The organism is Suttonella indologenes, assembly GCF_900460215.1.
Lineage (GTDB): Bacteria > Pseudomonadota > Gammaproteobacteria > Cardiobacteriales > Cardiobacteriaceae > Suttonella > Suttonella indologenes.
In genome coordinates this window covers 677,049-690,725 of the sequence record NZ_UHIA01000003.1, presented here as the reverse complement: position 1 = coordinate 690,725, position 13,677 = coordinate 677,049, and the positions used below count along the sequence as shown (strand labels likewise).

At 47.2% G+C, this 13,677-nt stretch carries 9 protein-coding genes; 6 read left to right on the top strand and 3 right to left on the bottom strand.

The genetic code is table 11. The annotated features are described in order from the left end of the window. Nucleotides 1-36: 36 nt before the first annotated feature. The gene (locus tag DYC63_RS03710; RefSeq protein WP_115217977.1) at nucleotides 37-999 is read right to left on the bottom strand and encodes a dipeptidase; all 963 of its coding nucleotides are present in this window, start codon (nucleotides 997-999) and stop codon (nucleotides 37-39) included. Next, nucleotides 1,000-2,424, bottom strand: a complete 1,425-nt coding sequence (hldE, locus tag DYC63_RS03705) for a bifunctional D-glycero-beta-D-manno-heptose-7-phosphate kinase/D-glycero-beta-D-manno-heptose 1-phosphate adenylyltransferase HldE (RefSeq protein ID WP_115217976.1) — start codon at nucleotides 2,422-2,424, stop codon at nucleotides 1,000-1,002. A 116-nt stretch (nucleotides 2,425-2,540) separates the two neighbouring features. Here hldE and msbA point away from each other — a divergent pair, with 116 nt between their 5' ends. The 6 genes from msbA (at nucleotide 2,541) to DYC63_RS03675 (ending at nucleotide 13,141) form a co-directional block, all read left to right on the top strand. Beyond that, nucleotides 2,541-4,286: a lipid A export permease/ATP-binding protein MsbA gene (gene msbA, locus DYC63_RS03700; protein ID WP_115217975.1), complete on the top strand. Its 1,746-nt coding sequence runs from the start codon at nucleotides 2,541-2,543 to the stop codon at nucleotides 4,284-4,286. Nucleotides 4,287-4,321: 35 nt separating this feature from the next. Next, complete coding sequence (locus tag DYC63_RS03695; RefSeq protein WP_218564536.1) at nucleotides 4,322-6,112, top strand: cation:proton antiporter; 1,791 nt, start codon at nucleotides 4,322-4,324, stop codon at nucleotides 6,110-6,112. A gap of 8 nt (nucleotides 6,113-6,120) precedes the next feature. Continuing rightward, nucleotides 6,121-7,437 (top strand): chromosomal replication initiator protein DnaA, encoded by a 1,317-nt coding sequence (gene dnaA / locus DYC63_RS03690; RefSeq protein WP_115217973.1) that lies wholly within the window; start codon nucleotides 6,121-6,123, stop codon nucleotides 7,435-7,437. A 203-nt stretch (nucleotides 7,438-7,640) separates the two neighbouring features. Further along, entirely contained in the window at nucleotides 7,641-8,882 is a 1,242-nt protein-coding gene (gene dnaN, locus DYC63_RS03685; protein ID WP_115217972.1) for a DNA polymerase III subunit beta, read from the top strand. A 150-nt stretch (nucleotides 8,883-9,032) separates the two neighbouring features. After that, nucleotides 9,033-10,919, top strand: a complete 1,887-nt coding sequence (locus tag DYC63_RS03680) for an MFS transporter (protein ID WP_115217971.1) — start codon at nucleotides 9,033-9,035, stop codon at nucleotides 10,917-10,919. Between the two features lie 89 nt (nucleotides 10,920-11,008). Next, nucleotides 11,009-13,141 carry an inverse autotransporter beta domain-containing protein gene (locus tag DYC63_RS03675; RefSeq protein WP_115217970.1) on the top strand — a complete coding sequence of 711 codons (2,133 nt, stop codon included), beginning with the start codon at nucleotides 11,009-11,011 and terminating at the stop codon, nucleotides 13,139-13,141. Between the two features lie 101 nt (nucleotides 13,142-13,242). Here DYC63_RS03675 and DYC63_RS12575 read toward each other — a convergent pair whose 3' ends face one another. Continuing rightward, on the bottom strand, nucleotides 13,243-13,398 hold the full coding sequence (locus DYC63_RS12575) for a hypothetical protein (protein ID WP_172459395.1): 156 nt from the start codon (nucleotides 13,396-13,398) through the stop codon (nucleotides 13,243-13,245). Between the last annotated feature and the right edge of the window lie 279 nt (nucleotides 13,399-13,677).

Below are 13,677 nucleotides of genomic sequence, written 5' to 3'. Positions count from 1 at the left end.
ATTATGCCTGATTATCGAGCATTTGTCAGTTAATTGTTATTTCCATACTTGACTGATTAAGCGCAAAATATTGCCTCGCATAATCGCATCTATTTGCGCTTCAGTATAGTTGCGCTTAGCAAGTTCCTCGCCAATGCTCATTAATCCTTCCGGAGAGATGTATTTGCCGGAGAGTCCTTTGCCGGGCAGATAACCGGCTTCCACCGGCCACCAGTAGCCGCGATCAACATCGGCGGGAATATCGGGACGTCCGTCGTCATAGCAATAATCCAAGCCGATTGCCGTATGTTCGATGCCCACAAGCCCCGCCACATATTCAATCAACGGCAGCATAGACAGAGGATTAAGATTCTCATCGCCGACAAAACGCCCCACGCCGTTTAAGGCGATCAATCCGCCGGTTGCCGCCACCGCTCGCATAATATCGTCGCTGATATTGCGTCCGTGCGCGACCAGTGCGGCAGGGTTGGCATGGCTGTATAAGACGGGACGCTTGCCGCTTAAGCGACAAATATCGAATGCGGTTTCTTCGCTGTTATGGCTTAAATCCATCAAAATGCCGTGGGTATGAATGGCTTCCACCACTTCGCGCCCCAAGGCGGTCAAGCCCTGCGGCGTGTCGTGCGCGCCACCGGCAATGCTGTTGTTACGGTTATACGCCAAATGGATTTGCCGCACGCCCAGATGATGATAAAGCCCGACCATGTCCACGCTTTCCAAGAGCGGCAAAGCGCCTTCCAAATCAAAGGAAACCGCCAGTTTGTTTTCAGCGAAAGCGCGTTCAATGTCGGCATAGCTTTGCGCCTGAATCAGCCAATCGCTTGCCGCGATTTGGCGGCGGAAACCGGCAATGGTACGCATGATTTGCGACAAAGGATTCATGTCCATGCCGATATTGATGCTCACATAGCGCACGCCGCTGTCGTAGTGCAGGCGCAATTGGGCGAAATCGGTATCTCCGTGCAGGGGCAGGCAGCTATGGCAGTCGGCAAAATACATTTATTGCTCCTTTTGATATTTGGATAGGGTTTTAGTGGTAGAAAAGCCGTCTACATAAGACATGATTTTCACTTCGCCGCCCTTGGCTAAGACCGCTTGCGCGCCCGGAATGTCTTCCACGCGGTTATCGCCGCCTTTGACCAAAATATCCGGCATCAGTTCTTCAATCAATTGCGCAGGCGTGTCTTCTTCAAAAACGACGACCCAATCCACGCTTTGCAAGGCGGCAAGCACCGCCGCGCGACTGTGCAGATTATTGGCGGGGCGGCTTTCGCCTTTCAAGCGCCGCACCGATTCGTCGGTATTGACTGCAACAATCAAGCGGTCGCCCAAGGCCTTAGCTTCCGCCAAATAGGTAACATGTCCCGCATGCAAAATATCAAAGCAGCCGTTGGTCATGACGATTTTCTGTCCGCGTGTCCGCGCCCGCGCAATCAGACGTTTAAGACTTTCCTTATCCACCACGCCGTGCGAACGCGCCCGCGGCGGCTCTAAGGCGGCGCGCAGTTCTTCCGGACTGAGCGTGGAAGTGCCGAGTTTTCCCACCACCACGCCGGCAGCGGCATTGGCATATTCCAAAGCCTGCGGCAAAGGGGTTTTAATCGCCAATGCTGCCGCCAAAGTGGCAATCACGGTATCGCCCGCCCCCGTTACGTCATAGACTTCGCGCGCCTGCGCCGCCAAATAATGCTCTGTTTGCGCCGCCACATAGCGCATGCCTTTTTCGCTTAAGGTAAGCAATACCGCCTGAATGCCGCAGTCATCGAGCAAGCGCCGCGTATTAGCGAGCAAATGCGCCTCGTCGGCATTACCGGTCGCCAAAGCCAGTTCGCTGCGGTTCGGCGTGATGATATCGGCGCCGCGATAGCGGGCGTAATCGCTGCCTTTGGGATCGAGCAAGACCAATTTTCCCGCCTGCTTGGCTTTGGCAATCAATCGGCTGACATCCGCCAATGCACCTTTGCCGTAATCGGAAAAGACCACCACATCGGCTTCGTCCACAGCCTTTTCAAAGGGCGCAGCTAATAATTCTGCGTATCGGGCATAATCTTTCGCTTCAAAATCTAAGCGCATCAGCTGCTGATGGCGCGACAAAACGCGCAATTTGGTAATCGTATCGGCAGGGCAATTTTTCATGAGATCTGTAATGCCCTGCTGACGGATAATCGCGCGCAATTGTCCGCCCGCCTCATCATCGCCGACCAAACCGCATAAGGCGACTTTCGCGCCCAAAGCGGCTAAATTCATCGCCACGTTCGCCGCACCGCCCGCCCGCGCTTCCTGCCGACTGATATTGACCACCGGCACCGGCGCTTCCGGCGAAATTCTCTGCGTATCGCCCTGCCAATTGCGATCCAGCATCACATCGCCGATCACTAAGACGCTTGCGGCGGAAAAATCCGGTGTATTTCTTTGCTCCGACATCGCTAATCCTCTAAAAAACGCTATTCAATCCGCTAATTAAGCCCTTGAAGCAGGAAGCTGCTATACTGCCCGCCTTTGCGTCTGCCGACGCCTGACAAACTAATATAACACCCCTTATGCTCAATAAAGAAGATAAAGTCCGCTATCTGCGTCTGATTGCCTATCTCAAGCCGCTTAAAGCCATGGCGGCGCTTGCCGTCATCGGCACTTTGCTTTACGGCATGACCGAGCCGCTCATGCCTTGGGTAATGAAAGGTCTGATTGACGAAGGCTTTTCCGGAGACGGACAAAGCCATAATTACCGCGCCATTTATTATTTCGTCGCCCTGATGATCGGCGGTTTTACCCTACGCGGCATCGCCAATTACGCCTCTTCTTACGCCACCACATGGGTAGGGCAGAAAGTCGTCTATCAATTGCGTAGCGAGATGTTCGCCAAAATGCAGCATTTGCCGATGGCGTATTTTAACGAACACAGCCAAGGCAGCATGCTGTCCAAATTCACTTATGATGTAAACCAGCTGCTCTCCGCCACCACCAATTCCCTGATTCAGCTTATCCGCGACAGCATCACGATTCTCGCCCTGATTATCAGTCTCTTTGTTTTAGACTGGCAGCTGACTCTGATTCTGATGATTGCCGCGCCTTTTGTGGCATGGTTTATCGTTTTCGTTTCCAAAAAAATGCGCCGTCTCTCTCACCTTTTGCAAGAAGACATGGGCAGCATCAATCATGTGATTGACGAGGCCTTGCGCGGACGCACCATCGTGCGGATTTTTAACGGCTTTACACACGAACGCGCGCGATTCAATCAGCAAGCGCATTCCATCGAAAGCCATATACTCGCCTCAAGCCGCATCTCCGCCATGACCTCGCCGATTTTGGAAGTCATCATTATTCTGGCGCTTTCCGCCGTTATTCTGATTGCCGCCACCCAAAGCCACAGCGACGGCATGACCAACGGCAAATTCGTCGCCTTTCTCGGCTCGATGGCATTGCTCTTTCCGCCGATAAAACGCCTCGGCAAAGTCAATGAAGCCATTCAGCGCGGTCTTGCCGCAATGGAAAGCGTTTTCGAACTCCTCGATGCCGAAGAGGAAGAAATCCGCCAAACAAGCCCTAGCGGCATTCGTCTGGAACAGGGCGATATCCGCTTTGAAAATGTTTCTTTTGCCTATGGCGAGCGGCAGGTATTGAAAGATTTTTCCCTGCACATTCGGGCGGGCGAAAGCATCGCCCTAGTCGGCGAATCGGGTTCGGGCAAATCCACTCTTGCCGCGCTGCTGGCAGGCTTTTATCCGCCCGACAGCGGACGCATTTTCATCGACGGGCAAGACACCGCCGCAATCAGTCTAAAAGAACGCCGCCAAGCCATGGCATATGTTTCTCAAGAAACCATGCTCTTTGATACGACGATTGCGCAAAACATCGCCTATGCCGATGAAAAGCCCGATCAAGAGAAAATCGTCGCTGCCGCCGTCTCCGCCAATGCCGACGAATTCATTCGCCAATTGCCGCAGGGCTACGACAGTCCTGTGGGGCAATACGGCAACCGCCTCTCTGGCGGACAAAAACAGCGCATCGCCATCGCCCGCGCCCTATATAAAGACGCGCCGATTCTGATTTTAGACGAGGCAACCTCCGCGCTGGATAACCGCAGCGAGCAAAAAGTGCAGGAAGCGATAGAGCGCCTGAGCAGAAACCGCACCGCGATTATCATCGCCCATCGTCTATCCACGATTGAAAACGCCGACCGCATTGTCGTGCTAGAACGCGGTAAAATCATTGAATCCGGCAGCCATCAAGCGCTGCTGGACAAAAACGGCTACTATGCCAAATTACTGCAACGTATTCCTTCTTAACCCTAAGCGATATTGATATGAAAGACCTTTCTTTAATGCTTGCCACTATTTTGGCACTCGGCATCGCCGCCCAATGGTTGGGCTGGTTTTTAAAAAAACCGGCGATTATTTTCCTACTTGCCGCCGGCTTACTGCTCGGCCCGACCTTCCATGTCTTCAATCCCGACGAATTGCTAGGCAATTTGCTCTTCCCCGTGATTTCATTGGGCGTGGCGGTGATTTTATTTGAGGGCGCGCTGACGCTGAACCTGCCCGAAATCAAAAATCATGGCATGGTCGTGACCAAACTGGTCAGCATCGGCGTAGTCATCACGATAGCCATCACCGCATTTGCCGCTTGGGCAATCATGGATTTGAGCTTTCCGATTGCGCTCTTATTCGGCGCATTGGTCTGCGTAACCGGCCCGACGGTCATCGTGCCCCTGCTGCGCAGCGTGCGTCCAAACCGCGCAATCAGCAATATTCTGCGTTGGGAAGGCATTATCATCGATCCTATCGGCGCGCTGTTGGTAGTCCTCATCTACGAATGGATTATTGCGGGACATTCACCGCTGATTTTCGCCAAAGTGATTATTATCGGCTTGGCGCTGGGTTTTGCCGCCGCCTTCGCCCTTGCCACCGCCCTGAAAAAACAATGGATTCCCGAATATCTGCAAAACGTCGGCACCCTTGCCTGCGTCCTGCTGATATTCAGCATTTCCAATGCCCTTGCCGAAGAATCGGGCTTATTGACCGTAACCGTCATGGGCATGATGATGGCGAACATCAAAAGCCTGCATACCGACGATATTGTCGATTTTAAAGAAACCCTATCGATTTTAATCATTTCCCTGCTCTTTATTCTGCTCGCCGCCCGCGTCAATTTCCAAGGCTTTGTGCAAATGGGCTTCGGCGGCATTGCCGTATTGCTGATTGTGATGCTGATTGCCCGCCCGATTTCCGTCTGGGTCTGTGCTTTGGGCTCGCCGCTCAGCCGCAATGAAAAATTATTGATTAGCTGGATTGCGCCGCGCGGTATCGTCGCCGCCGCCGTATCTTCGCTTTTTGTTTTAAAACTGCAATTAGGAGGCAATCAGGAAGCCGACATTCTCGTGCCGATGGTATTTACCATCATCATCGGTACGGTAATGTTGCAAAGCCTCTCCGCCAAAGCCTTGGCGATAAAATTGGGCGTTGCCGAAAGTGCGTCCAACGGCGTTTTAATCACCGGCTCGCAGCCCTTTGCTATCACACTGGGCAAAAGCCTGCAGGAAAACGGCATCGAAGTCCTAATCGCCAGCAATCAATATCAGCAAAGTCAACGCGCGCGCATGGCAGGACTGGCGAGCTATTACGGCAATCCCGTTTCTGAATACGCCGACCGCAAATTAAACCTGATCGGCATCGGACATCTGATTGCCCTGCATTCGCGCGAAGAAGAAAACCTGCTTGCCGCCCTGCGTTATCGCAATGAATTCGGCAAAGAAAATGTGTACCGCATCCGCATCGAGCATCAGGAGCAAGACGGCGAAATCCACCGCGACGACTGGCAAAGTCCTTGGCTGTTCGGCAAAGACATCAGCAATGCCCAATTGCAAGAAAGCCTGAACAAGGGCGCGGCGATTAAGCTGACTACGCTGAGCGAAGCCTATACATGGGAGCAGTATCAAAGCGATAATGCGCAGAATATTGCGCTCTATGCCTTAGATAAAAAAGGCGAACTGCATATTTTCTCCAGCGCAAGCAACCTCAAGCCGCAAAAAGGTTGGAAAATCGCCGCCCTCGTGATTAAGGCGGAAGAAAAAGCGCGCAAAAAAGCCGAAGACCGTCTGGAAAATTTATCTTAAGGAAGACCATGAGCGAAGCCAATCAAAAATGGGAAACCATCATCGACAGCCTCAAGCCGATTTTGAGCGAAGATTTCGTCAATCTGCTCAAATCCTGCGAACTCAGCCAAGAAAAGCAGCAATGGTTCATCAATGCGCCCAACCAGTTCGCCATCAGCACTTTGGAAAAGAAAGTGCTGCCCACGCTGGGGCTTGCCTTAGAAAAATACGGCATTCAGAAATTCAAACTGCGCGTGCATGAGCCGGATATTTTCGACGAGCAGAAAAACGTCCGCAAAACCGGCGGCAGACAATATAAAAGCAACCTCAACATTGAATACCAGTTTGACAATTTCGTCGTCGGGCAATCCAATGACAATGCCTATGCCGCCGCCAAAAGGGTCAGCGAAGGGGAATTCAATCCGCAATTCAATCCGCTGCTGATTTACGGCGGCACGGGATTGGGCAAATCGCATCTCATGCACGCCGTCGGCAATGCCCTGCGCGCCAACGGGCGCAACCGCGTCATTTATCTGACCGCCGAAGAATTTACTAATGATTTCATCGCCGTGCTGCAAGAAAAGAAAAGCAATATGCAGGAATTTAACGAATATTACCGCAGCGCAGACGCACTCTTAATCGACGACGTGCAATTCTTAGGCGGCAAAGAACGTTCGCAAACCGAATTTTTCCACACTTTCAACAGCCTGTTTGACCGCCATTGCCCGATTATCCTCACCTGCGACCGCTTTCCCAAAGAAATCGACGGACTCGAGCCGCGTCTGCAATCGCGCTTCGGGCAAGGCTTAACCGTATCCGTCGTGCCGCCGGATTTGGAAACCAGAATCGCGATTTTGCACAATAAAGCCGACCGCTTAAATTTCCATTTGCCCGACGATGTGGCGCTTTATATCGCCGAACAAGTGGTTTCCAATGTCCGCGATTTGGAAGGCGCGCTGAAAAACGTCTATATGCGCTGCCAAATCCGCCAATTAAGCGCCCCCGACATCCGTTTGGCGCGCGAAGCTCTCGGCGATTTAATCAAAGCGCGCAGCCGCCAAATCTCGCTGGAAAACATTCACAACGTCGTCGCCCGACATTACAAAATCACGCCGGAAGAAATGATTTCCAAAAGCCGCAAAGCCAATATCGTTTTGCCGCGGCAAATCGGCATTCATTTGGCGCGCAAGCTCACTCAGCATTCCACCACCGAAATCGCCCAATATTTTAATGTCAAAGACCACACCACGGTTTTGCATGCCTGCAACAAAATCAATGAAAAGCTGGATAATGATTCTGCTTTCAATGAGTTGTACCGCGGTTTGGAAATGACCATCACGGGCTAATAATTTTTGTATTAAGTGTGTATTTCTTGTGCATAATAGTCAGCAAAAATCGTTTGCCGGTTTTTCCACAATGAGGCCTTGATTTATTCACAGCTTTCCTGGGCAGAAAAATTAATCTTTATTGAGTAAAATAAACCGCTTGCGCTTTTATCCACTATTCCACAGACCTGACGACGACGTCGTCTTTATAAAAAAGAGGTTATATGAAATTTGAAGTTGTGAAAAACATTCTGATCTCTCCTTTAACGGAAGTGAACGGCATTATCGAGAAAAAAAGTCCCCAACCGATATTGCAGCATATTTTGCTGGAGGCAAAAGAAGACAAACTGCATTTGCTCGGTACCGATACGGAAATCACGCTTGCCACAGAATTACCTGCTAAGGTGGAAGAAGCCGGCAAAACAACCATTTCATCCGAAACCTTGACCCAACTGATTTCCCAATTGCCCGATCAGGCGAACATTCATTTTCATTTGGAAAACGAACAGCTTTTTGTCAGCAGCGGCAAAAGCCAATTTCAGCTGCAAACCCTGCCGGCGGAAGATTACCCTATTGCGCAACGCACGGATAAAACGGGCGAGTTCGCCATTGACGCTCTGAATTTCGCACGCTTATTGGATAAAGTGCGTTTTTCCATGGCAAAAAACGATATGCGCCATTATCTCAACGGGCTGCAGTTAGCCGTAGAAGGTAAAAACATCGAAGCCGTCGCCACCGACGGACATCGCCTTTCTTTGGCAAGCAGCGAATTAAACGCCGCGGATAATGTGCCCAATGCCCTGATTCTGCCGTCTAAAGCGGTGAAATCTTTATTGGAAAACCAATTGAATATCGACAAATGGCACAGCCATTTGGAACAAAGCAAATTGGCTTCAAGCAATGTTGATGAGCTAAACGAAATCAAAGACCGCATCGAGCGGCTTAAAGAACTGAAAAAACTACCGAGCTTTAAGCAAGCAGAAGCGCAATTTTGCGCCGTAACGCTTAATCTCGGCGAACGCGAACTTTCCCTTGACGACGGCATTTATCGCCTCACTACGCGCTTAATAGACGGCAAATATCCCGATTATCATAAAATCATTCCCTCTATCCAAGACAATCCGATTCAAATCGAGCGCAAAACCCTGCATGAAGCCCTAAAGCGCAACAGCGTGGTGCTGACGCGCACCAATGAAAATGGCGTGATTTTGGAATTCAAAGGGCACAGTCTGACCATTACGGCGCGCAATAATGAAAACGAACTTGCCGAAGAACATATCGACATCCTCAATCCTGCCGATCTCGAAGTGCGCATCGGTTTAAACGTCGCCTATTTGATAGAAGTCGCCGATGCTGTGGAAGGTGAGCGCTTGCAGTTGCATATCCAAAGCGCCGACGGTCCTGTGCTGATTACTTGCGAAGAAGAGCCGGCGCTGAAGTACGTCATCATGCCGATGCGCATCTAATTATTGAGAACCTGCATTTCTAAACGCTGCGGCAGATATTTTTCTTAATTAAAGGAAAATTTGCCGCAGATTTGTATAGTCGATCTAATCGACAATAAATACAGGTTTTTGACCGCCGCTCTTATAGCGGCGCAAATATAAGGATAATCCATGCTTTTTTTCAGTCGCCGCTTTTTCCCCTTCTTTATCGTGCAATTTTTCGGCGCATTTAATGACAACCTCTTTAAAAACGCCATGCTGATTTATTTCAGCCTCATGTTCAGCGCGCAAACCCTAAGCCTATACACCAATCTTGCCATGGCATTATTCATTTTGCCGATGTTCATCTTTTCGGCATGGTCGGGCTTGGTGGCGGAAAGCATCGAGAAAAAACGCCTGATTGTTCTGCTGAAAATCATGGAAATTCTGATAATGAGCGCAGGCGTTTTCGCCTTCCTCTGGCAGCAGCCTTGGCTGATGATGGGCGTTTTATGCTTATTGGGCATACAATCCGCCTTTTTCGGGCCGGTCAAATACGGCATTCTGCCGGAAAGATTAAAAGCGCAGGAATTGATGCTGGGCAATGGCTTGGTTGAAGCCGGCACCTTTCTCGCCATCTTGACGGGCACGATTTTAGGCGCGGATTTGGTCGCGCGCGGTTTCGGGCAAGAGCTGCAGATTATCGGCTTCAAATACCTTTACGCCGCCATGCTCTCTGCCGCCGGTATCGGGTTTGTTGCCGCCTGCTTTGTACCCAAACAGTCATTAGGTAAGCAAGAACAATTGCCGCCTTTCAAACCGTGGACGCAAACCAAAGCCCTGTTAAGCTACACCTACGGACAAAAATCGCTCTTTCAAGCCATACTCGCCAATTCATGGTTTTGGCTCCTAGGCGCGGTCTTGCTCACACAAATCCCGCAATTCAGCAAAGACGTGTTAGGCGCGAATCCGCAAATCACCACCTATCTGCTGGCGCTATTTTCCATCGGCATCGGCATCGGCTCGATTGCCGCCGCCAAACTCACCGCAGGACGCATTGAAACCGGCTTATCTGTTCTTGCCGCATGGCTGATGCTGCCCTTTCTCTTGGGTATCGCGCTCTCGGCAGGCAATAGCGTCAATGTACAAAGCAGCCTGAACTTCGCCCAATTCTACCGCCAAGGCGATTTTTGGACGGTCAGCATCTTATTCTTCGGCATGGCATTCACAGGCGGACTGTACATCGTGCCGTTGTATGCCAAATTGCAGCATCAAAGCGAAGAAGGCAATAAATCGCGGATTATCGCCGCCAATAACATCATCAACTCCTTAGCCATCGTTTTTATCAGCCTCTTTTCCGTTCTCATCTTAAGCATTCTCGGTCTATCCATGCGCAGCCTCTTCCTAATCGTCAGTGCCGCACATATCGCAGTGGCGGTATGGCTGTTCCGCCGCGAACCGCAATATAGCCTGCGTCTGATTGCCATTCTGATGAGCTACGGTTTCTATCGCCTGCGCATCGTCGGCAAAGAACGCCTGCCGCAGCAAGGCGCAGCATTGCTCATCTGCAATCACGTCAGCTATATGGACTCGCAAATCATCATTGCCGCTAGTCGCCGTCGCGTGCGCTTTATGATTTACTACCTCATTTACCGCTTTAAACCCTTAACATGGCTGTTTAAATCCGCCGGTACCATCCCAATTGCCGGCAAACGCGAAAATGCGCAAATATTCAATCAAGCCTTCGATATCGTCAGCGAATCCTTAAAAAACGGCGAACAAGTGCTGATTTTTCCGGAAGGTAAACTCACTACCGACGGCGAAATCGGCGTTTTCCAACGCGGTGCGGAATTCATCCTCAAACGCGATCCCGTACCTGTGATTCCCCTGTATATCGACAACCTTTGGGGCAGCTTTTTCAGCCGCCACGGCGGACTGTTTAAAGGCAAACCGCGCAAATTTCGCGCTTTGATTAGCGTCTATGTCGGTGAAGCCTTGCCGCCTGATGCCAATATCGACGACATGCGCGCCGCAGTAAAACAACTGGAAATGCAGGCGAAAACCGCGCGGGGAATTTAAATTACATTGAATTTTAAAATAATGAGGCAAAAAGTACGATAAAAACATGGCAATTTGATTGTTTATTAATTTAAGTAAAGGATTGTCTTATGAAATTGAAAAAACTATCGTCTTTAATTCTGTTTTCTATTTTAGGGATGCAATATACAAATGCAGGAGAAATAAAACCACAAGCTGTTATAAAAAGTAAATTGGCAGGCAATGAAAAAATCATTTCTGCTGATATGTTTTTACCTTATTTTTTAAATCAACACTTAGGTTTTATTGGGTTGGGATATGCTAAAAACAATCAAAAATCGGATACTGCCAGTTTGGGTTTAGGTTATCGCTATGCTTTGTCTCCTTCTTCATACATAGGTGCAAATACTTATTTTGATGCTATCCGCTCTAAACAAAAAGATCGTTATCAACAAATGTCATTAGGTATAGAATACGGTTATGATAAATTTAATATCAGCAGTAATTTATATCTGCCGCTAGGAACAAATACCAAACAAAAATCACAAATTCATCAAAGCACTATTGAAAATAATTATTTAGGTCTGCGTACTTATACCGATTATGCTGCTTTAGAAAAATCAGCTGATATAAATCTTAGTTATGACTTTTTACATAAAGATTATCACCGTTTGCAAGCCTCTTTAGGTGCTTACTGGCAAGAAAGAAAAGATAAAAAAGATAATCAAGGAATTAAATTAGGATTGCAATGGGAAGGAAAAAGCATTATAGGCATAGGTGATTTGGAAGTGGGAACTTATGCTCAATATGACCGAGAAAACGATTGGAAAGGGGGGCTTCAATTTGCCCTGCACTTTGGTAAATCAAATTCAAATAAAGATTATCACGAAGATTTTTTAAGTTTACCTTTGCGTGAAAGTATTTTTACTCCTTCATTTTATACAGTTAAAGGAAATTTTGAACCTGCTTTGGAATATGGAAAAGTTAATATATTTAATTTAAAAGAAAATCCTGTTTCAGCTAATGAGTTAAATGTACATTTAAAAGATTTGGGTCACAATGGCTTAGCTTTGATGAGCGGTAAGATAAATACGGATTCTGCTATCCTTATTCCGGATAATATACATATTAAAGGCAGCGGTGATACCCTGAAATTTACAACGGCTTCCGGTAAAACAGCTTATTATGAGCATAAGGGAGAGGCATTTCATGTTCATAATAGCAATCAAGATAGTAATATAATTGAAATGGGTTCAAATACTTATTTATCTTATGCCGAGCTAAGTGGCGGTAAAAATGCTATTACAACTTCAATGCCAAATACGAAAAATATCACTATTGAACATCTTCATATTCATGATACTGCCAATCATGGAATAGAGCTAAATCAAGTAAATGGCGCAAACCTTTCAGAAATAAAAGTAGAAAATTTACCTATTTGTGAGAACAATGCCAATTGTGAGTTTTCGGTATATAGAAACCCAAATCAAGTACCAAATGCCGCATTGACTGCTTTGGCTTCAAATAATATCAATATTGATGGTTTTAAAGTAGATAATTCTACTTACGGCATATTTATTGCTAGTGAATATGATGATAATACAATGGAATTTACTAAAATTTCAAAAAATAATCATTTAAGAAATATTGAGATTAATAATGTTCGCCGTGAAGGTTTGTTATTTGTAGGAACAGATGGTATGCAAGTTGAACATCTGAAAATTGATAATAGCAAGAAAATATCTGAAAATTTAAATGATATGGACTTAATTGTTTTGCAGGCAGCACAAAATGTGAATATGAAAGACGTGGACCTCATCGGTGGTATTAATGGATTGATGATTGTGAATTCGCCAAATTTACCAATCCCGGAAAAAAATAATATTCATATTGAAAATTTGAATATTAAAAATAATAGTAATTCAGGTGTATTTATTAATCCTGCTAATGGAATTAGTCTGCAAAATGTGAAAATTGACAATCCTGTGCGCAGCGGTTTCTTTCTTTACGGCAGCCCTTATGATTTCATGGGCGGACCGGTACGTAATTTGAATTTAAATAATGTACAAATTAATGAAGCACAAACCGCAGATTTGACTATTTATGGTCCTGTTGAGAATATTAATGGGGAAATAATAACAAATCATAAGCCTTTTACTTGTTCTTCAAATAAATGGCAGAAAGCTATATTGAATCAATCAGGAGAAAATATTTTTTCTATTAATGGAAATAAAATAGAAAATTTTAATTCTTGTATGAATTAAAAAGAAGAAAAATATTCTATATATTGCTATGGATTTTAAATAACATACTTTTAAAAAGGGCTCTCGAGAGCTCTTTCTGTTGTTTAGCCTTTGCTTTGCAATTATTGCGCAGGTGCTTGATGCAGGCTTTTGGTCGCTTCTACATCAATCTCGCAGTTTTTCAGCATGATGTCGTCCACTTTTTCTTGCTTGCCGTTGACTTCCGTCGTTTGGCGACGGGTCAGCATCACGGCTTGCGCTTGTACGATATTTTGCAAAGGTTCTAAGTAGAATCGTTTCCCGATAGGTCAGCCGGGTGAGTTACCACAGAGGGGAATTGAACCCCAAATTTCTCACTTCTGTGCTGACCTTATTTTTTGCAATCAATAAATGTGTAGACAGGGCTTGTTGTTCTTATAGTCGATTCATGACAAAGTTGCACACCTAAAAAATATCAAGCTTTACTATTGTGCGGGCTAACATATAAAAACTGTGTTTTTATTTGAGCTGAATTGACTATACATATCGAGATTAGCGTTAGGTCGGTTTCTTGAATT

Excerpts from the sequence above, each read along its gene's own strand:
- msbA (WP_115217975.1), top strand. The coding sequence starts at position 2,541 with ATGCTCAATAAAGAAGATAAAGTCCGCTATCTGCGTCTGATTGCCTAT.
- hldE (WP_115217976.1), bottom strand. The coding sequence starts at position 2,424 with ATGTCGGAGCAAAGAAATACACCGGATTTTTCCGCCGCAAGCGTCTTA.
- DYC63_RS03675 (WP_115217970.1), top strand. The coding sequence starts at position 11,009 with ATGAAATTGAAAAAACTATCGTCTTTAATTCTGTTTTCTATTTTAGGG.
- DYC63_RS03695 (WP_218564536.1), top strand. The coding sequence starts at position 4,322 with ATGCTTGCCACTATTTTGGCACTCGGCATCGCCGCCCAATGGTTGGGC.
- dnaA (WP_115217973.1), top strand. The coding sequence starts at position 6,121 with ATGAGCGAAGCCAATCAAAAATGGGAAACCATCATCGACAGCCTCAAG.
- DYC63_RS03710 (WP_115217977.1), bottom strand. The coding sequence starts at position 999 with ATGTATTTTGCCGACTGCCATAGCTGCCTGCCCCTGCACGGAGATACC.
- DYC63_RS03680 (WP_115217971.1), top strand. The coding sequence starts at position 9,033 with ATGCTTTTTTTCAGTCGCCGCTTTTTCCCCTTCTTTATCGTGCAATTT.
- dnaN (WP_115217972.1), top strand. The coding sequence starts at position 7,641 with ATGAAATTTGAAGTTGTGAAAAACATTCTGATCTCTCCTTTAACGGAA.